Source organism: Pseudorhodoplanes sp., from assembly GCF_035565795.1.
Taxonomy (GTDB): Bacteria; Pseudomonadota; Alphaproteobacteria; order Rhizobiales; family Xanthobacteraceae; genus Pseudorhodoplanes.
The window spans coordinates 1-20604 of sequence record NZ_DATMRV010000172.1 but is presented as its reverse complement, the minus strand read 5'-3'; the positions used below and the strand labels follow the sequence as shown (position 1 = coordinate 20604).

14 protein-coding genes are annotated in these 20604 nt (G+C 63.7%); 8 read left to right on the top strand and 6 right to left on the bottom strand.

Features of this window, described 5'->3' with window-relative positions:
• The first annotated feature begins 84 nt into the window (after positions 1–84).
• From VNZ93_RS15540 to VNZ93_RS15530, 3 genes are all read left to right on the top strand, one after another.
• Positions 85–948: an amidohydrolase family protein gene (locus tag VNZ93_RS15540; RefSeq protein WP_325706861.1), complete on the top strand. Its 864-nt coding sequence runs from the start codon at positions 85–87 to the stop codon at positions 946–948.
• Positions 949–1132: 184 nt separating this feature from the next.
• Positions 1133–2734, top strand: a complete 1602-nt coding sequence (locus VNZ93_RS15535; RefSeq protein WP_325706858.1) for a hypothetical protein — start codon at positions 1133–1135, stop codon at positions 2732–2734.
• Between the two features lie 10 nt (positions 2735–2744).
• Positions 2745–3308 (top strand): hypothetical protein, encoded by a 564-nt coding sequence (locus tag VNZ93_RS15530; protein ID WP_325706855.1) that lies wholly within the window; start codon positions 2745–2747, stop codon positions 3306–3308.
• A gap of 6 nt (positions 3309–3314) precedes the next feature.
• On the opposite strand, the gene VNZ93_RS15525 is transcribed toward VNZ93_RS15530, so the two are convergent.
• Positions 3315–4235 carry a pirin family protein gene (locus tag VNZ93_RS15525; protein WP_325706851.1) on the bottom strand — a complete coding sequence of 307 codons (921 nt, stop codon included), beginning with the start codon at positions 4233–4235 and terminating at the stop codon, positions 3315–3317.
• A gap of 171 nt (positions 4236–4406) precedes the next feature.
• On the opposite strand from VNZ93_RS15525, the gene hpaD (VNZ93_RS15520) reads away from it, so the two are divergent.
• On the top strand, positions 4407–5411 hold the full coding sequence (gene hpaD / locus VNZ93_RS15520; RefSeq protein ID WP_325706848.1) for a 3,4-dihydroxyphenylacetate 2,3-dioxygenase: 1005 nt from the start codon (positions 4407–4409) through the stop codon (positions 5409–5411).
• A 51-nt stretch (positions 5412–5462) separates the two neighbouring features.
• On the opposite strand, the gene VNZ93_RS15515 is transcribed toward hpaD (VNZ93_RS15520), so the two are convergent.
• The gene (locus VNZ93_RS15515; RefSeq protein ID WP_325706844.1) at positions 5463–7757 is read right to left on the bottom strand and encodes an NADP-dependent malic enzyme; all 2295 of its coding nucleotides are present in this window, start codon (positions 7755–7757) and stop codon (positions 5463–5465) included.
• Positions 7758–7804: 47 nt separating this feature from the next.
• Positions 7805–9601: an aspartate--tRNA ligase gene (gene aspS / locus VNZ93_RS15510; RefSeq protein WP_325706841.1), complete on the bottom strand. Its 1797-nt coding sequence runs from the start codon at positions 9599–9601 to the stop codon at positions 7805–7807.
• 305 nt (positions 9602–9906) lie between these two features.
• Here aspS and VNZ93_RS15505 point away from each other — a divergent pair, with 305 nt between their 5' ends.
• From VNZ93_RS15505 to hpaD (VNZ93_RS15490), 4 genes are all read left to right on the top strand, one after another.
• The gene (locus VNZ93_RS15505; protein ID WP_325706838.1) at positions 9907–11583 is read left to right on the top strand and encodes a thiamine pyrophosphate-dependent enzyme; all 1677 of its coding nucleotides are present in this window, start codon (positions 9907–9909) and stop codon (positions 11581–11583) included.
• Between the two features lie 10 nt (positions 11584–11593).
• Complete coding sequence (gene rnd, locus VNZ93_RS15500) at positions 11594–12742, top strand: ribonuclease D (protein WP_325706835.1); 1149 nt, start codon at positions 11594–11596, stop codon at positions 12740–12742.
• A 151-nt stretch (positions 12743–12893) separates the two neighbouring features.
• Complete coding sequence (locus VNZ93_RS15495; protein WP_325706833.1) at positions 12894–14969, top strand: S9 family peptidase; 2076 nt, start codon at positions 12894–12896, stop codon at positions 14967–14969.
• A 104-nt stretch (positions 14970–15073) separates the two neighbouring features.
• Positions 15074–15922: a 3,4-dihydroxyphenylacetate 2,3-dioxygenase gene (gene hpaD, locus VNZ93_RS15490; RefSeq protein WP_325706830.1), complete on the top strand. Its 849-nt coding sequence runs from the start codon at positions 15074–15076 to the stop codon at positions 15920–15922.
• Between the two features lie 6 nt (positions 15923–15928).
• On the opposite strand, the gene ppx is transcribed toward hpaD (VNZ93_RS15490), so the two are convergent.
• From ppx to VNZ93_RS15475, 3 genes are all read right to left on the bottom strand, one after another.
• Positions 15929–17533 carry an exopolyphosphatase gene (gene ppx / locus VNZ93_RS15485; protein ID WP_325706827.1) on the bottom strand — a complete coding sequence of 535 codons (1605 nt, stop codon included), beginning with the start codon at positions 17531–17533 and terminating at the stop codon, positions 15929–15931.
• 46 nt (positions 17534–17579) lie between these two features.
• The gene (locus tag VNZ93_RS15480; RefSeq protein WP_325706824.1) at positions 17580–19790 is read right to left on the bottom strand and encodes an RNA degradosome polyphosphate kinase; all 2211 of its coding nucleotides are present in this window, start codon (positions 19788–19790) and stop codon (positions 17580–17582) included.
• An 81-nt stretch (positions 19791–19871) separates the two neighbouring features.
• Positions 19872–20549, bottom strand: a complete 678-nt coding sequence (locus VNZ93_RS15475) for a chromosomal replication initiator DnaA (RefSeq protein ID WP_325706822.1) — start codon at positions 20547–20549, stop codon at positions 19872–19874.
• Between the last annotated feature and the right edge of the window lie 55 nt (positions 20550–20604).

Genomic DNA, 20604 nt, shown 5'->3' with positions numbered 1-20604 from the left:
AATTGCCGGTTTCACGTAAAGGCGGGATTAAGCATAGACTGCCCGGGCGCCGGGATGGAACTCGCGCGGCACGGGATGACACTCATGGTTACGCGAGCGTTAACGGCGATCCGATTGGGACTTTGCGCAGTCGCGTTGCTCCTCGCCGCTCTGGACCATGGCAGGGCCCAGTCCCAGACCGACCCGCTGGAGATCTTCGACGCGCACCTGCACTACAACCAGGAGCCCACTCCGCTCTATTCGCTCGACCAGGTGCTGGAGATTTTCCGGCGCAACAACGTGACCGGGATCCTCGCCACCAGCCGGCCCAACAAGGGCACGCATCAACTGATGGAGACGAGGGCCCCCGATCTTTGGGTGGTGCCGTTCATCCGTCCGTACCGCACGCGACCGGACATCCAGACCTGGTTCAACGACCCAACGATTTTCGATCTGGTCAAATCCGAATACGAGCGCGGCGGCTACCGCGGCGTCGGCGAGTTCCACATCTATGGCAAGTCGGCCGCAAGCGAGTGGGTCAGGAAGATCGTCGACTTCGCCGTCGAGCGGAACCTGTATCTGCACGCGCATTGCGACGAGGAGGCGCTGCTGATTCTCTTCTCGCATAACCCGAAGGCGAAGATCATCTGGGCGCATACCGGCTTTACGACGCCGCCGGCTCGTGTCGCGCAATTGCTCGCAACCTATCCGGACCTGTGGGGCGAACTGTCCTATCGCAGCGGCATCACCGACAGGGACGGCAAGCTGACCGAGGAATGGCGCAGCCTGTTCGCCAGGCATTCCGACCGCTTCCTGATTGGTTCGGACACCTGGATCAACGAACGCTGGTTTGCCTATGACGGCCTGATGAAAGGTTATCGCGCCTGGCTCGCGCAATTGCCGCGCGATCAAGCCGTGCGGATCGCGAACGGCAATGCCAGGCGGTTGTTCGGGAAGGTCGTTAACTAGAGGGAAACACGGCACACGACCCGAGTTCCGGCTGCAAGGTGATCGCAGGCACCGATTGAAACCTGCGACAGCAATTTTTGCTGCACCGGAATGTGACCGAGGACACACGCCCCCCGCGCGCGCGGGTGTGATATCATTTGCACCGACAGCACTTCGTTCATTTCGCACATCGATAGGTGATGTCATGAACAAGACCGCAATGCTGACGGCTGGCTGCGCGCTAGCCATTGTCGCGACCTTCGGCACAGACACACAAGCCCAGGACAACCAGACCGGCACGGACCAGCAATTCGGCCGCGTCCATTTTGAAACGTCATGCAATGACGTCGCCCAGCGCCGCTTCGATCGCGCGCTGCGCTACCAGCATTCGTTCTGGTATCAGCAATCCAGGGAGATTTTCGAAGAGGCGGCGAGCGCCGACCCAAGCTGCGGCATCGCGCTTTGGGGCGTCGCGGTCGCCTATCTGAACAATCCGCATAGTCCTATCCCGGAGCCCAATCTCGCGCCGGGTCTTGCCGCGGTCGAAAAGGCCAGGGCGGCGGGCGCGAAAACGGAGCGCGAGCGCGACTATATCGACGCGATCGCGATGATGTACACGGACTACGACAAGCTCAGTCACACGCAGCGCATGCGCCGCTATCTCCAGGCGATGGAGCAAGTCGCGAAGAAATATCCGGCGGATGACGAGGCGCAGATATTCTACGCGATCACGCTGAATACATCCGCGTCACCCGCCGACAAGACCTACAGCCAGCAACTCAAGGGCGCAGCGATCCTGGAGGAAATCTGGAAGCGCCAGCCGATGCATCCCGGCGTCGCGCATTATCTGATTCACCTCTATGACTATCCGGCGCTGGCCTCCAGAGGGCTTGAGGCTGCGCAGAAATACGCGCAGATCGCACCGGCCGCGCCGCACGCACAGCACATGCCGTCGCACATCTTCACGCGCGTCGGCTACTGGCAGGACTCGATCGCATCGAATACCGCCTCGGCGAAAGCCGCGCTCGCCGCAAAGGAGTGGAGCGACCAGTTGCATGCGACTGACTATGTCGTCTACGCGAACCTGCAGCTCGCGCGCGACAAGGAGGCGCAGGGCATCATCGACGACATGAGCCGCGTCACGGGGATCGCGCCCAGCGCTTTCGCCGCCTATTATGCTCTCGCCGCATCTCCGGCGCGCTACCGGATCGAGCGCGGCGACTGGGCCGGCGCGGCGCAGCTCGACGTGCGGCCAAGCATCTTCCCGCATGTCATGGCGATCACGCATTTCGCGCGCGCCCTCGGCGCTGCCCGCTCTGGCCAGCCCGAAGCGGCGCGGCAGGATATCGCAAAACTCGCGGAGCTGCGTGACAGGCTTCGCGAAGCGAAAAACGACTATTGGGCCGAGCAGGTGGACATCCAGTGGCAGATCGCCAGCGCGTGGCTGCTGAATGCCGAAGGCAAGGCGGACGAGGCATCGGCGGCGATGCGAGCCGCCGCCGACGCCGAAGACAAGACCGAGAAGGCGCCAGTCACACCGGGGCCGCTCGCGCCTGCGCGAGAACTCTACGGGCAGATGCTGCTGGAACACGGCAGAGCGCAAGATGCGCTCGCCGCGTTCGAAGCCACAAAGGCGAAGGAGCCGAACCGCTTCAATGGCTTCCTTGGAGCGGCGCAGGCCGCAGCGAAGCTCGGCAACAAGGATGCTGCGACGGAGAACTACCGCAAGCTGCTCGGCCTCGCGGAAGGCTCGAACTCAAGCCGTAACGAGCTCGAACTTGCCAGGGCCTGGCTGAAGACGAACTAGGGTCGCTACCATGCGGCGATTGATCGTGACATTGATCGCTGCCGCATCGCTCGGGGTCGTCACCGGCGCCGTAATGCTCTGGCTGTATACCGGCGCGCGCGCCGCAATCGTGCCGGCCGATCCGCCTTTCGAAGAGGCTGCATGGCCCCTGCCCCCGGATCCGTGGGGCAAGGGCAAATTCTTTCAGTGCGGCCGGGATCGCTGCGGGGTGGATGTTCGGCTTTATGTCCGGGCGAAGATCGGCTTCTGCCGATGTGATATCGGGGTCAGCGACGACGAGGAACTGGACCGGATCGGCGATCTCGCGCTGTTTTCCGACAAGGCTACGCCGCTGGCGTCCGGCCGGCCGATTGCGGTGCGCTGGATGAAGGGACGAAGCCGTGCCTTCTCGCTGCGTGACACCCTGTTTGCCAAAAGCACCGCTCTATCGGTCGGGTTCAACGACCGGTGCGACGCCATCGTGGCCACCGCGGTGGTCGACGGCCCGCACGCCGCGGCGCTCGAGCCCGCGATCGTCAAGTTCCTCAACAGCGACACGGTCGTGGAATGGGCGACGGTGACGCTCGGGCTTTGACCCGCGCTAGCGATCCGGCAGCGGGATGAACTCCTTTTCGTCTCCCGGCACGATGTCGAAGCGTGCGGCCTTCCAGTCTTCCTTGGCCTGCTCGATCCGGTCCTTTCGCGACGAGACGAAATTCCACCAGATGTGCCGTGGTCCTTCGAGCGGAGCGCCGCCGAGGATCGCGATGTGGCTCGCGGTCACCGCACGCACGGCGATCCGGTCGCCCGGCCGGAACACGAGAAGGCGCGGACCGGTGAAACGGTCGCCCGCGATCTCGATCTCGCCGCTGACGATATAGATCGCCCGGTCCTCGTAATCCGGATCGAGCGGGATCGTGGAGCCCGCCTCGATCCTGACATCGGCGAACACCGTGTCCGATGCGGTCACGACCGGCGAGCGGGCGCCGAAGGCCTGTCCGGCCACCACCCGCGCAGTGAAGCCGCGATCTTTCACGAACGGCAGGTCCTCCGCATTACGGTGGAAGAAGGACGGATCAATCTCCTCCTTGTCGGCCGGCAGCGCGACCCAGCATTGCAGGCCATGCAGCGTGTCGCCGCTGACCCGCCGTTCCGGAGCCGTGCGCTCCGAATGCACGATGCCGCGTCCCGCGGTCATCCAGTTCACCTCACCCGGCCGGATCGCAATGAATGTGCCGAGGCTGTCGCGATGCGTGATCTCGCCGTCGAACAGATAGGTCACGGTCGCAAGGCCGATATGCGGATGCGGGCGCACATCGACACCTTTGCCGGCGCGGAATTCTGCCGGCCCCATCTCGTCAAGGAAGACGAAGGGGCCGACCATACGGCGTTGTGCGGACGGCAGCGCGCGCCGAACCTCGAAGTCACCCAGATCCGTGGTGCGCGGAACGATGACGCGCTCCAGCGCATCGCATGACTTGCGGTCGCCCGGAGCCGGGTCTTGTCCTGGGAAGAAGCTCATGTGCGGTCCCACTCCATGCCCAACGATCATGTTGGGCCGATGATGCAGTCTACACCCAACCGTGACGGCAATGCGAACGCAGCGCGCGTGAGAATTGAAACGCATCGTCGCGCCTCATAAGGTGCGGCGTCTCACTCCGGCACGTCAACCTCTCCAACGAAGCGACCAGCAATGCCCCTGCCCGCACTTGTGCTCGATCCGCCGTTCAACATCACGCGCATCAGTCACGTGATCCTGACGAGCCGCGATCTCGAAGCCAGCCGACGTTTCTACAGTGACGTTCTCGGTTTTGTTGTCAGCGACAGCGACAAGGATGCGCTCTATCTCCGGGGCCTGGAAGAAGCCGGTCACCACAGTCTGGTCATTCGCAAATCGGGCGACGATCCGGTCTGTCAGGCCATCGGCTTCCGCGTCCTGACCGAGGCCGACCTCGACAAGGCAAAGGACTGGCTCGATCGCCGTGGCGTTACGAGCGAATGGATCGAAGTGCCGCATCAGGGCCGGACCCTGCGGTTCAAGGACGGCTCGGGCGCGCCGATCGAACTCTGCGCCAGGATGGACTTCGTGCCACGTCTCATGCAGTCCTTCGACAAGTTTCACGGCGGCAGTCCGCAGCATCTCGACCATGTGCAGGTTGCTGCGTCCGACATTCAGCGCGTTTTCGATTTCTACGCGGCGCTCGGATTCAAGTTGACCGAATACACCGCAAGAGACGGCACCGACGAATTGTGGGGCGTGTGGCTCGCGCGGAAAGGCAATCCTCACGACATCGTCTTCAGCAACGGACGCGGACCGCGGCTGCACCATTTCGCCTACACCGTTCCGGAAGTCCGCGACCTCATCCATGCATGCGACGTCGCCGCCAGCATGGGATATGCCAGCCGCATGGAGCGCGGGCCGGGACGGCACGGCATCGGCAATGCGTTGTTCGTCTATTTCCGCGATCCGGACGGTCACCGGATCGAGTTGTTCAACACGCATTACCAGGCGATCGACCCCGACAATCCGCCGATCCGCTGGGATTTGAGCAACACCAGCCGCTCGCAGTTATGGGGGCTGCCGGCGACGCGCGCCTGGTTCTTCGAGGCAACGCATTTCGAAGGCGTTGCGCCGGCCGATCCGCTACTCAAGGCCGATCCGGTCACGCTCGAGACGTTCCTGGCCAACCAGATCTGAACGTCGGTGACGTCCGCGATGCCCGGAGAGCCGGGCATCCGGAGACGGATGTCAGGTCCGCGCGCCCTGCGCCTCGACCACTGCGAGGGCAGTCATGTTGATCACGCCGCGCGCGGTGACTGATGGCGTCAGGATATGCGCGGGCATCGCAGCGCCGATCAGGATCGGGCCGACCGCCAGCGCATCCGCCAGCACCTTGGTCATCTGATAGGCAATGTTGGCGGCGTCGAGGTTCGGCATGATGAGGACATTGGCTTCGCCTTTGAGGCGCGAATGCGGGAAGACCCGCTCACGGACCATCGGGCTGAGCGCGGTATCGCCGTTCATCTCGCCTTCCGCTTCGATCTCGGGGTGCCGCTCCTGTAATCGCCGCAAGGCCGTCCGCATCTTCGATGCCGACGCGCTGTCGAACGACCCGAAATCCGAATGCGACAGCAACGCGATCTTCGGCTCAAGACCGAATCTGCGCACATGCGCGGCGGCAAGCACCGCCATATCTGCGATCGCTTCCGCGTTTGGCTCCGGCGTCACCTGCGTGTCGGCGAGGAAATAGGCGCCCTTGTTGGTGATCACCAGCGAAAGCGCTGCGAATTCGTTGACGCCCGGCGCAAGGCCGATCACGTCGCGAATGCTCTTGAGATGGGCCATGTAGCGGCCTTCCAGTCCGCAGATCATGGCGTCGGCGATCTTCAGCCGCACCGACAGCGCCGCAATGACCGTCGCGTTGGTGCGCACGATGGTCCGCGCGGCGTCCGGCGTGATGCCGCGCCGTCCGGCGGACTCGACATAGGCCTGCACGAATTCGCGGTAGCGCGGATCCTCGTCCGGATTGATCAGCGTAAAGTCGCGGCCGGGCCGGATCGACAGGCCGTAACGCTCCAGTCGCGTTTCGACCACCGATGGCCGGCCGATCAGGATCGGCCGCGCCAACCCCTCCTCGACCACGACCTGCGTCGCGCGCAACACCCGCTCGTCCTCGCCCTCAGCATAGATCACTCGCTTGGGCTCTTCCTTGGCCCGGCGGAACACCGGCTTCATGATGAAGCCGGACCGGAACACGAAGCGATTGAGGCGCTCGAGATACGCCTCGAAATCGCCGAACGGGCGCGTCGCCACGCCCGATTCAATCGCCGCGCGGGCGACCGCCGGCGCAATGCGCAGGATCAGACGCGGATCAAACGGGTTGGGAATGAGCGAGCCTGGCCCGAAGGTGCGGGCTTCGCCGCCATAGGCCATCGCCGCGACATCGGACGGCGCTTCGCGCGCCAGCGCCGCAATGGCTTCCACCGCCGCGCGCTTCATCGCCTCGTTGATGGTGGTGGCGCCGACATCGAGCGCGCCACGGAAGATATAGGGGAAGCAGAGGACGTTGTTGACCTGGTTCGGATAGTCCGAGCGGCCGGTGCAGATCATCGCGTCCGGTCGCGCGGCGCGCGCCTCGTCCGGCATGATTTCCGGCATCGGATTGGCGAGCGCCATGATCAGCGGCCGATCGGCCATCCGCTTCACCATGTCGCCGCTCAGCACGCCGCCCGCGGACACGCCAAGGAAGATGTCGGCGCCACCGATGATGTCGCCGAGCTTCCGCGCGGCGGTCTCCTGCGCGTAGACGTCTTTCCAGCGGTCCATCAGTTTCGGGCGGCCCTTGTAGACAACCCCCTCGATGTCCGAGACGAAGATATTCTCGCGCTTCGCGCCGAGCTCCACGAGCAGATTGAGGCAGGCCAGCGCAGCGGCGCCGGCGCCGGACGTCACGATCTTCACGTCCTCGATTTTCTTGCCCGACAGAAAGAGCGCGTTTGTTACTGCGGCCGCAACGATGATGGCAGTGCCATGCTGGTCGTCGTGGAACACTGGGATCTTCATGCTCGCCTTGAGCTGCGCCTCGACATCGAAGCATTCCGGGGCCTTGATGTCTTCGAGGTTGATGCCGCCGAAGGTCGGCTCCAGCGCCGATACGACGTCAACCATGCGCGCGACTTCCGGCGCATCGATCTCGATATCGAACACGTCGATGCCGGCGAACTTCTTGAACAGGACGGCCTTGCCTTCCATCACGGGCTTGGATGCGAGCGGGCCGATATTGCCGAGGCCGAGGACCGCACTGCCATTCGAGATCACGGCGACGAGATTCTGCCGCGCGGTCAGTTCCGCCGCCTCGCGCGGATCGGCCGCGATCGCCTCGCAGGCAGCGGCGACCCCCGGCGAATAGGCCAGCGCCAGATCGTGCTGGGTGCCGAGCGGCTTGGTGGCTGCGATCTCGAGCTTCCCGGGCTTCGGGAAACGGTGATAGGCCAGCGCCTGGGTCTTCAGATCATCGGACAGGTTGGACATTACAGACGGCATGAGAAACTCCCGTCCGGCACCATGAACGATGACGGACCGAAAGGGACTTACTTCTGCGGCAGATTGAGCCGGATATGCAGTTCGCGCAGTTGCTTCTGTGTGACCTCGGAGGGCGCGCCCATCAGCAGGTCCTCGGCGCGCTGATTCATCGGGAACAGCACGACCTCGCGCAGGTTTTCCTCGCCACAAAGCAGCATGACGATGCGATCGATGCCGGGGGCGATACCACCGTGCGGCGGGGCGCCGAGCGACAGCGCGCGCAGCATGCCGCCGAACTTCGCCTCCAGCACGCTCTCGTCGTAGCCCGCAATCGCGAAAGCCTTCTTCATAACGTCGGGACGATGGTTCCGGATCGCGCCGGACGACAATTCCGTTCCGTTACACACGATGTCGTACTGGATCGCCTTCATGCCAAGGATCTTGTCGTGATCGCTCGGATCGAGCGCGAGAAACTCGTCGACCGGCATGTTCGGCATCGAGAACGGATTGTGGGAGAAGTCGATCTTCTTCTCCTCCTCGCTCCATTCATACATGGGGAAGTCGACGATCCAGCAGAACTCGAAGCGATCGGTATCGATCAGCTTCAGCTCTTCGCCGACGCGGGTGCGCGCGAGCCCGGCGAACTTCACGAAATCCTTCGGCTTGCCGGCAACAAAGAACACGGCATCACCGACGCCAAGCGAAAGCTGGTCCGCGATCTGCCTGGTGCGCTCCGGTCCGATATTCTTTGCGAGCGGACCGGCGCCGCCCTCCTCGCCCTCGCGCCAGAAGATGTAGCCGAGGCCCGGCTGGCCTTCGCTCTGTGCCCATGAATTCATGCGATCGCAGAACGCGCGGTTGCCGCCGGTTTTCGCCGGGATCGCCCAGACTTCGACCGCCGGATCGTTGGCGATCATGTTCGCGAAAATCTTGAAGCCCGAACCACGGAAGGCATCGGTGACATTCGCCATCCTGATCGGATTGCGCAGGTCCGGCTTGTCCGACCCGTAGAGCCGCATCGCATCCGCATAAGCGATGTGCGGAAATTTCTGCGTCACCGGCTTGCCGCCGCCGAACTCCTCGAACACGCCGCGCAGTACCGGCTCCACCGCGTTGAACACGTCCTCCTGTGTCACGAAGCTCATCTCGATATCGAGCTGATAGAATTCGCCGGGCGAACGGTCCGCGCGCGCGTCCTCGTCACGGAAACAGGGCGCGATCTGGAAATAGCGATCGAAACCCGACACCATGATCAGCTGCTTGAACTGCTGCGGCGCCTGCGGCAGCGCGTAGAACTTGCCAGGATGAATGCGCGACGGGACCAGATAGTCGCGCGCGCCTTCCGGAGAGGACGCGGTCAGAATCGGGGTCTGGAATTCGAAGAACCCGCCCTCCTTCATGCGGCGGCGGATCGAGTCGATGATCTGGCCGCGCTTCATGATGTTGTTGTGCAGCCGCTCGCGCCGCAGATCGAGGAAGCGGTAACGCAGCCGGATATCCTCCGGGTATTCCTGATCGCCGAAGACCGGCATGGGCAATTCGCCCGCCGGGCCCAGCACCTCGATCTCGTTCGCGAAGACTTCGATCATGCCGGTGGGCAGGTCCGGGTTCTCGGTCCCGGCCGGGCGCTTGCGCACCTTTCCGTCCACGCGCACCACCCATTCCGAGCGGAGCTTCTCGGCGTCCTTGAAGGCCGGGCTGTCAGGGTCGGCCACCACTTGGGTCAGCCCATAATGATCTCGCAGATCGATGAACAGGACGCCGCCGTGGTCGCGGACCCGGTGGACCCATCCGGACAGGCGTACGGACGTCCCAATGTCGCTCTCGCGGAGGGCACCGCAGGTATGGGAGCGATAACGATGCATGGCGGTCTTTCGGTCGATTCGTCGCGGAAAGTGGGCTGGAGGCGCGGGAAAAGCGCATGGGGGTCGTGCTTTGTCAAGGCAAGGGAATTCCTCGACAGAACGGCCTCGATCTGCATTCTGAGGGCTGGCGTCCCGATTCCGAAATTCGCAAGACTTGCAGCGAGACCGGAGCGAATTTCGGAATCGAAGGCCGCCAGCAAGTCCATGACCCCAGCGCGGTGGCTCCGAAATTCCCTTGTTTTGCCTGCAGTGAGAGTGAGTGAATTTCCGAGCCACCGCGCTCACAACGCACATTTGTGGAATCAATGCCGAAACGGACCAAGAAAACAGCCGCCCGCACCAAAAACGGTACGCAGGCGGTCCGGATGACCACCGGACAGGCGGTCGTCAACGCCCTGCTCTCGCACGGCATCGATACCGTCTACGCCCTGCCCGGGGTCCATAACGACCACTTCTTCGACGCCCTCTACAAGGCCGGGAACCGGGTCCGGGTCGTCCATACCCGCCATGAGCAGGGCTGCGCCTATATGGCGCTCGGAGCGGCGCTGGCGACCGGAAATCCGCAGGTTTACAGCGTGGTGCCCGGACCCGGCTTCCTGAACACCGGCGCCGCCCTCCTGACCGCCTATTCCATGAATGCCCCGGTCCTGGGCCTGATCGGCCAGATCCCCCAGAGCACCATCCGGCGCGACCTCGGCCAGTTGCACGAGATCCGCGACCAGGCCGGTATTATAGCGCGGCTGGTCGATCACTCCGCCCGCATCCCGCGCGCCGCCGACGCCCCCCGCATGGTCGCCGAGGCCGTCCGGTCCATGTTCATCGACCGTCCGGGCCCGGCCGCGCTGGAATGCGGAATGGATGTCTGGGGCCGCGCCGAGCCAGTGGTCGATTTCGCCCCGCTCGACCCGATCGAGCTGCCGGTCGACGACGACGCGATTACCGCCGCTGCGAAGCTCCTCGGCGCCGCCAAGAACCCGATGATCGTCTGCGGCGGCGGTGCGCAGGACGCGTCGAAAGAGGTCACGCGACTGTCTGCAATGCTGCAGGCGCCGGTGCTCGGCTATCGCCGCGGCCGCGGCATCCTCGACAGCCGCGATCCGCTCTCGATCACGCTGCCGCTCGCGCACGAAATGTGGCCCGAGGTCGATGTGGTGATCGGCGTCGGCAGCCGGCTGCTGCAGCAACTGACGGTCTGGGGCACCGACAAGGACCTGAAAGTGATCCGCGTCGAGGCCGATCCGGATGAGCCAGAACGCGCCGGCAAGCCGGACGTCACCCTGCTCGGCGATTCCGCCCACGTTCTTCGCAAGCTTCTCGCTGCCCTGCCCGCGCATAACACCAGGCGCAAGTCACGCAAGGCCGAGATGGAAGAGCGGCAGGCAAAGCTCCGCAAGCGGCTCTCGCGGCTCGTGCCGCAGATGGCGATCCTCGAAGCGATCCGCGCCGAACTGCCGGAAGACGGCATCTTCGTCGACGAGGTCACGCAGATCGGGTTCGCCGCGCGCCTTTCGATGCCGGTCTACAAGCCGCGCACATTCATCTCGCCGGGCTATCAGGACAATCTCGGCTGGGGCTTTGCGACCGCGCTCGGCGTACAGGACGCGCGACGCGACGTCCCGGTGCTGTCGATCTCGGGCGATGGCGGTTTCCTCTACACGGCGAGCGAGCTTGCCTCCGCCGTGCGACACAAGATTCCGCTGGTCACCGTTGTCTTCAACAACAACTCCTACGGCAACGTGAAGCTGATCCAGCAGGAATGGTATGGCGGCCGCACCATCGCGAGCGACCTGACCAATCCCGACTTCGTCAAGTTCGCCGAGAGCTTCGGCGCTGCCGCCGAGCGGGTGGAAAGTCCAGCAGAGCTGCGCGCGGCGCTCCGACGCGGCTTCAAGCGCCGGGGCGGCCCGACGCTGATCGACATGCCGGTCGGCCCCATGCCGAGCCCGTGGGACTTCATCATGATGCCGCGCGTACGTGGGTGACCGAGACGAAATGGACCTGATTACGACAACGAAGGAACTGGCCGAAGCCTGCGAGCGGATCCAAAAGCACCCCTTCGTCACGGTCGATACCGAATTTCTGCGCGAGTCGACCTACTATCCGCAGCTCTGCGTGGCCCAGCTTGCCACCACCGACGAAGCCGTGGTGGTCGATGCACTTGCGCCGGACATCGACCTGAAGCCGTTCTTCGACCTGATGGGCAACGAGAGCGTCGTGAAAGTCTTTCACGCCGCGCGCCAGGATATCGAGATCGTCTGGCATCGGGCCAACCTGATCCCGCATCCGGTCTTCGATACGCAGATCGCGGCGATGGTTCTCGGACACGGCGATTCCGTCTCCTACGATCAGCTCGTGCAGCGCATCACCGGTGACACGCTCGACAAGTCCTCGCGCTTCACCGACTGGACCCGCCGGCCGCTGACCAAGGCGCAGATCGAATACGCGATCTCCGACGTCACTCATCTGCGCGACGTCTATCGCAAACTGCGGAGCGATCTTGAAAAACGCGGTCGCACCGAATGGCTGAGCGAGGAGATGGACGTTCTCACCTCGCCCGAGACCTATCGGATGGATCCGGACAATGCGTGGCAGCGACTGCGCTCGCGCGTCCGCAAACCGAAGGAACTCGCGGTCCTGATGGAAGTGGCGGCCTGGCGCGAACGCGAAGCCAAGGCGCGCGACATCCCGCGCGGGCGCGTGCTGAAGGACGACCTCGTGGCCGATATCGCGATCCAGGCCCCGACCACTATCGAGCGCCTTTCGACATTGCGGTCCCTGCCGAAGGGATTCGAGCGCTCGCGCTGGGGCGCGGAAATTCCGGAGGTCGTCAAGCGCGGACTGGAGCGCGATCCGAAGACGCTGCCAACCATCGAGCGCGCAAAACCGGTCCCGAACGGGTCGGCGACCGTCGAGCTTCTGAAGGTTCTCCTGCGGATGACGGCCGAGAAGCATGCCGTGGCTGCCAAGGTCATTGCGACCGTGGACGATCTCGAGCGCATTGCGGCCGATGACCGCGCCGACGTCCCTGCCCTCAAGGGCTGGCGGCGCGAATTGTTCGGCGAGAAGGCGCTGGCGCTGAAGTCGGGCAAGCTTGCGCTCGCGATCGAAAAGGGCCGCGTAACTACGCTTGAGCGCGGTTAGGCCTGCTGCGCCGGATTGAAGTTGTGCGCCCGTCCCCGCGAAAGCGGGGAAACGCATTCACAGTACTGGTTTTCCGCTTTCGCGGGAATGAACGGAGTTCAAGCGACGCTTCGTTGACGACGCTTCGTTCGACAAATGAATGATGCAACGAATGACCAACAAATCCGTCACACCTCCCCTCGCCAGGCGCGTGCCGCATTCCTTCACCCGGCACGGCATCACCGTCGAGGATCCGTATGCCTGGCTGCGCGATCCCGGCTATCCGGACGTGAAGGATGCCGAGATACTCAGCTATCTGAATGCCGAGAACGCGTATTTCGAAGCGACGATGGCGCCGCATCGCGCGCTGGTCGACACCATCGTCAGCGAGATGAAAGGCCGCATCAAGGACGACGATTCCAGCGTCCCGCAAAGGGACGGTGACTGGCTCTACTGGAACGCCTTCGACGCCGGCGGCGAATATCCGAAATGGTACCGCCGCAAGTTCGCTGGCGGCGCAGACGAAGTCATCATCGATGAGCCCGCACTCGCCGCGGGCCACGACTATTTCCGGCTGGGCGGACACGCGGTCAGTCCGGACGGGCGGTTGCTCGCCTATGCGGTCGACACCAACGGATCGGAACGCTTCGTCCTCAAGGTCCGCGAGATTGCGACCGGCATCGACCTGCCTGACGTCATCGAGAACTGGCGCTACGGTCTGATCTGGGCCGCGGATTCCAGGAGCTTTCTCTACACCGACGCGGACGAGAACTGGCGTTCGAAAGCGGTCTGGCACCATCGGCTGGGCGATCAGCAGAGCGCGGACCGCGAGATCTATCGCGAGCACGATCCGCAATTCACGGTGAGCCTCGGACGGACCCAGTCGCGGCGCTTCGCCACCTTCTCGTCCGGCGATCACGCGAGCAACGAGATCCGGCTGATCCCCCTCGCCGACTTTTCAGCCGATCCGATCCTCGTCTCGCCGCGTGTCCCCAAACGCCTCTACGATCTCGATGAGCGCGAAGGCACCCTCTACATCCGCACCAACGACACGCACCTGAATTTCCGGGTGGTGACCGCACCGGTATCGGCGCCGTCGCAATGGACCGAGATCATCGCCGGCAGCGATCGCCACTACATCCTCGGCCTGACCACCTTCAGGAATCTGATGGTGATCGAAGAGCGGATCGACGGCCTGTCACAGATCAGGCTGCGCGACTATGCGGACGGTGCGGAGCGTTACATCGCATTTCCCGAAGCGAGTTTCGTCGCGGGCCTTGCCGGCAATCGGGAATATGAGGTCGACCGGCTTCGCCTGACCTATCAGTCCATGGTCACGCCCAACACCGTCTACGACTATCACCTCGGCGACGGGCGACTCGAGACGCTGAAGGTTCGCGAGATCCCGAGCGGTTACGACGCGTCGCAATACGTCACCGAACGGCTGATGGCGCCCGCGCGCGACGGCGTCATGGTGCCGGTCTCGATCGTCTACCGACGGGACTTCGTGAAGGACGGCAAAGGCCGTCTGCACGTCTATGGCTACGGCGCCTACGGCCATGCGGTCCCGCCCGGCTTCTCGACCAATCGTCTCTCGCTTCTCGATCGGGGCTTCGCCTGCGCGATCGCGCATATCCGCGGCGGAGACGATCTCGGTTTCGGCTGGTATCTCGACGGCAAGCTCGACAAGCGCACCAACACCTTCAACGATTTCGTCGACGTGACGCGCTACCTGATCGCGCAGGGTTTCGCTGCGCCGGGCCGCGTCACCGCCGCGGGCGGATCGGCCGGCGGCGAATTGATGGGTGCGATCGTCAATCAGGCGCCGGAGCTCTACGGCGCAATCGGCGCACACGTGCCGTTCGTCGACGTCCTCAACACGATGCTCGACGAGACATTACCGCTGACGCCCGGCGAATGGTCGGAATGGGGCAATCCGATCACCGACAAGGCGGCGTTCGAATACATCCTGAGCTACAGCCCCTACGACAACGTCTCGGCGCAGGACTACCCGGCCATGCTGGTGACCGCCGGACTGAACGATCCCCGCGTAACCTATTGGGAGCCGGCCAAATGGGTCGCCAAACTCCGCGCGACCAAGACGGACGACCGGACGCTCCTGCTCAAGACCAACATGGGCGCGGGGCATGGCGGCAAGTCCGGCCGCTATACGGCACTGGAAGAGGCTGCGGAGGAAACCGTGTTCTTCCTGACGCAGGTCTCGAACAGGGACGCCCCGGTCGCGTGAGGCGAAGCCCTCGCCTCACCGCATCCTTCGTCTTGATCTAGCGCAAGTTTGCGCAGGTGCGCGCTCTCTAAGCTTCCGAAAATTATTTCGGGAGAATGCCGCAAATGGGCGAACTGGTCCTGGCCGCAAAGGTCACGCATGTGCCGTCTCTGATGCTGTCGGAGCACACGGAGCCGCTGAAGGGCACGCGCGACGGCCCGATCAATGCGCTGAAACTGATCGGGCAGCGGGCGCGGGAACGCGGCGCCGATACCTTCGTGGTGTTCGACACGCACTGGATTTCCAATTTCGGCTTCCACATCAACGCCAATTCGTGGCACCGCGGCAGCTATACGAGCCCGGAAGCGCCGCACATGATCAACGATCTGAGCTACGAGTTTCCCGGCAATGCAGAGCTCGCGGACCTGATCGCTGCGGAGACCGCGAAGGACGGTCCGCTCGCTTTGGCGCACCAGATCCCGACCATGCCGGTGGAATACGGCACCATCGTCCCGATGCATTACATGAACGCGGACAAGGCGCTTTCCGTCGTGCCGATCGCCTCCCCGGTCTTCGCCTCGGTCGATGAGAACCGCAGATTCGGCGCCGCCGTGCATCGCGCGATCAAGCGCTCGAAATACAAGGTCGCCCTGCTCGCCAGCGGCTCGCTCTCGCACCAGTTGTTTCCGAACAGCCAGCTTGGTCCGGACGCCTGGAACCAGATTTCCAGCGAGTTCAACCGTCAGATGGATCTTCGCGTGCTGGACTTGTGGCGCGACGGACGGTTCGCGGAATTTTGCGCGATGCTTCCCGACTATACCCGCAAGTGCAACGGCGAGGCGCTGATGGCCGACACCGTGATGCTGTTCGGCGCGCTCGGATGGGATCGCTACACCGGCAGCGCCGAGCAGCTCTGCGACTATTTCCCCTCGAGCGGCAGCGGTCAGGTGGCGGTCGAATTCCACCTGTCGTGACGCGATCTATTCCTCGAGCACGATCGGCTCCCGGCCGATCAGCCGCGCCAGCGTGCGCATGCGGTTCATCACGCGCTCGCCGTTGAGAGCTGCCTGCGCGCCGGGCAATCGGAGCACGAGCTTTCCGCGCTCGACGCAAAGCGGCGTCGTCGGCACGACACCCGGCATCGACGCCGAGACCATATAGGCCACCCGCATCGCAGCGCCGAGGATGCGCGCGCGATCGAGCATCCTGGTCGAAGCCAGTTCACGCAGCCGCGGCGACAATTCGTCGTCATGCATGATGCCGACGTGACGAAAATAGACCGAGAGCGCCAGATAGGCGCGGCCCGCATGATCGAGCGCAACGAAATCACCATGCGCGATCAGGTTCAGCGACTGCTCGCCGCGATAATCCGGATGCGTGCGCCAGCCGACATCGGCGACGAGGCACGCAGCGTGGCGCAATCTCCGCTCGCCCGCAGTTTCGTCGATACCGCTTGAATCCATCAGGCGGTCGGTCCACTTGATCAGTTCCTCGCCGTGCTGCGGCGAGCGCGAGCGCAGCAGATTGAGATTGCGGGCCGCATCGATCAGCGGATCCTTCGCCTTCTCGCGCTCGCGCAGCATCGAATAGAGCAGCCCCTCGCGCACGCCGAGCGCGGAAATCACGACATTCTCCGGCCTGATCCGGCGGATCAGCCGGCTAAGCACAAGCGCGGCATAGCCAAGCAGCGGACGGCGTGCCGCGGATATCGCCTCGATCTGCGACAGCGTCTCGGGATCGACGCGCTGTACCAGCTCGCAGAACTCCAGCGCCTCGCGCGCGCGCAAGGTGTAGCCATGCATCACATGCAGCGGATATCCGGTCTGCGCCATATGCAGCCCGGCAAGCGCGCGCCATGCACCGCCGACCGCATAGAAGCTTCGTCCCCTGCCCGCCTTCAGAATCGGTAACTCGGACAATTCGCGTTCGACGATCTTCTCGGCGCGCTTCAGCGATTGCTCCGCCGCATCCTTGAGCGCGAGCCCGCCCAGCGGCAGCGTGACGCCGCGCCTGATCTTGTCGCCGCGCACATCGATCAGTTCGAGCGATCCGCCGCCGAGATCGCCAACGATGCCGTCCGGCTTGTAGATCCCGGAGACCACGCCGAGCGCCGCCAGTTCCGCCTCGCGCTTGCCGGGAAGGATGTCGATCTTGACTCGGCAGATGCGTTCCGCTTCCGCGATGAAGGCCGGGCCGTTCTCCGCGTCACGGCAGGCCGCGGTCGCGATGCCGAACAGGCGGACGACCTGAAGATTGTCGCACAAGGCGCGGAAACGACGCAGCGCCGTCAGCGCCACGACCACGGCGTCCGCCGCGAGCAACCCTGTGGACTGCACCTGACGGCCGAGGCCGGCCAGCACTTTCTCATTGAAGATCGGCGATGGGCTGCGCGTGAGGCCCTCATAGACCACAAGGCGCACCGAGTTCGATCCGATGTCGATGACCGCCACCGTGGGCCCGTGATCGAGCCGCCCCTGTGCGGTCTCCACCGGAGATGATGCCTTGACCAGCGATGTCTGGAACGTAGTCCGCTCGGGCCGATTTGGCGCATGCCTCTCGCCGCGGGCCTTCTTGCCGCGGCTCATTTTACCGCCAGACTTCTTGCCGTCGGTCTTTTTACCGGCGGTCTTTTTACCGGCGGTCCTGGCGGCGGCTGAGGCGGCGCGGCGTTGACTCTTTGAGCGATTTCCCACGGCCCGACAGGCTCGGATTGGTCATGAAATATTTCTGCGCGTTGAAAGGCTCCTCACCTTTCGCGGGCCTTATGCGGGTTGCGGTGCCATCAGGCAAGAGCTTCCAGCTCTGCTCGTTGTCGTTGAAATTGACCACCATGATCTGGTCAAGCACCTGCTCGTGAACAGTCGGATTGGTGATCGGGCACAGCGCCTCGACCCGGCGGTCGAGGTTGCGCGGCATCATGTCGGCGGACGAGATGTAAACCACCGCGTTCGGGTGCGGCAGACCGTAGCCCGCGCCGAAGCAATAGATGCGCGAGTGCTCGAGGAAGCGGCCGACGATCGACTTGACCCGGATATTTTCGGACAGGCCCGGAACTTCCGGGCGCAAGCAGCAGATGCCACGCACCACGATGTCGATCGACACGCCGGCCTGCGACGCCTGATAAAGCTTATCGATGATGCCGGCATCGACCAGCGAATTCATCTTCAGCCAGATCGCCGCGGGACGGCCCGCCTTCGCATGCCCGATTTCGGCGTCGATGTGTTCGACCAGCCGCTTGCGCAGCGACACCGGCGACACCGCCATGACTTCGAGCTCAGCCGGCTCGGCGTAGCCCGTGATGAAATTGAAGATGCGCCCGACATCGCGCGCGATCACCGGATCGTCGGTGAAATACGACAGATCGGTATAGATGCGCGCCGTGATCGGGTGATAGTTGCCGGTCGCGACATGCACATAGGTTGCGAGCTTGCCGGCCTCGCGCCGCACCACGAGCGACAGCTTGGCGTGCGTCTTCAGTTCGATAAAGCCGAACACGACCTGCACGCCGGCGCGTTCAAGGTCGCGCGCCCAACGAATGTTCGCCTCCTCGTCAAAGCGCGCCTTCAGTTCGACCAGCGCGGTGACGGACTTGCCGGCCTCGGCCGCTTCCGCCAACGCTTTCACGATCGGAGATTCCGCGGACGTCCGGTACAGCGTCTGCTTGATTGCGATCACGTCTGGATCGCGAGCAGCCTGCTGCAGGAATTGCACCACGACGTCGAATGACTCGTAGGGGTGCTGGACAATGAAATCCTTCTGCCGGATCGCGGCGAAGCAATCGCCGCCATGGTCGCGAATGCGTTCCGGGAAACGTGGATTATAGGGCGCGAACAACAGGTCCGGCCGGCCGATCGCAACGATCTCCTTCAGGTCATTGAGCGCGAGCATGCCTTCGACGAGGAAGGTCTCGTCGTCGTTCACGCCCATGGCGCGCTGCACGAAGCGGCGCAGATCCTCGGGCATCGCCTGTTCGAGTTCGAGCCGGATGACCGATCCACGCCGCCGCCGCTTGAGCACGCTTTCGAACGAGCGGACGAGATCTTCGGACTCTTCCTCGATTTCGATTTCGGAATCCCGAATGACACGGAACGCGCCGACGCCGTTCATCACATAGCCCGGGAATAACTGCCCGATGAACAGACACGCGACCTGCTCGAGCGTGATGACACGAAGCGGCGCACCGTCACCGCCACGCGGCAGCGGCACGAAGCGGTCGATCTTGTGCGGAACGCGGATCAGCGCGTTCATCGCCTTTCCGTCGCTGATGCGCGAGAGCTGCAGCGCGAGCGTGAAACCGAGATTGGGAATGAACGGGAACGGATGCGCCGGATCGATCGCCAGCGGCGTCAGCACCGGGAAGATCGCCGACAGGAACTGCTCTTCCAGCCATTCCTGCTCTTGCTGCGTGACCCCGAGTGCGTCGGTGATAACGATGCCGTTAGCGGCCAGCTCTTCGCGCAGGTCGCGCCAGCGTGACTGCTGGTCGCTTGCCAAAACAGACACCACCTCCGAAATGCGCGCGAGTTGCTCGGACGGGGTCAGACCATCCGGAGAAAGATCCGTGACGCCCTCGCGCACCTGGCCTTTCAGCGCGGCAACGCGCACCATGAAGAATTCGTCGAGATTGTTCGCCGAGATCGACAGAAAGCGCAGCTTTTCAAGCAGCGGATGGTTGGGGTTGGCCGCCTCATCGAGAACACGCCGGTTGAAGTGCAGCCACGACAATTCGCGATTAATGAACCGTTCCGGGCTGTCCATCAGGTTCGGTTGCCGGGCTTCCGGAGACCGGACCGGATGGCCCGATTCTTCTTTCAAAACAATGGTTTCGGCGCGTTCTTGCATGGAAGTGTTCCGGAAAGCGTGAACGTTACGACAAATTCGTGACTAGCCCATGACAGCGCGTCCGGGAATTGACCTCAATGGTTAGGGCAATGAATCTCGAAAAAGTTCGGCGGCAAGCGCGCGATTGACTGGTCTTTTGCGCTGCAGCGCTTCTCGGTCGAGCGCTTTCACTGCCGCCTGCACCTCTGCGAACGACCTCCCCACCCGCGTCTGAAGATAGCTGATCAGGCTTTCGTCCACGGCAAGCTGACGGTCCGCGAACAGCTTGACCGTCACGGCACGCAGCAGCGCGTCGTCGGGCATCGAGACCGGGACGACCGGCACGGCGCGCAGCCGGGATGCGAGATCGGGCAGCGAAACATGCCAGGATGCTGGAGGCGTGCGCGCGGTCATCAGCAAATAGGCTTCCTGCTCGCGCACAAGATTGAGGAGATGGAAAAGCGCGCGCTCGTCGAGGACATCCGCCCTGCAATCCTCGACCACCAGCGCGCCGGTCGCGAGAGCGTCGGGCAGCATCGGCGTCTGCAGTGCGCGCGCGGACACGACGCGTGCGCCCGACATCTCCGCCCAGATCGATGCGAGATGGCTCTTGCCGCTGCCTTCAGGTCCGGCAATGGCAAGCGCATGCGCTGGCCAGTCTGGCCAGCGTTCGATCATGCCGAACGCCGCCTCGTTCGGCGGCCCGGGCAGGAAATCTTCGCGCGACAATCTCTCCTCATGATCGAGCGAGAGCGCGAGTTGCCGCGGCGGCGACGCCATCACTCAGCCCAACTTGCCGCCCGTGTAATAGGAGCTCGCCATATATTGCCGCAGC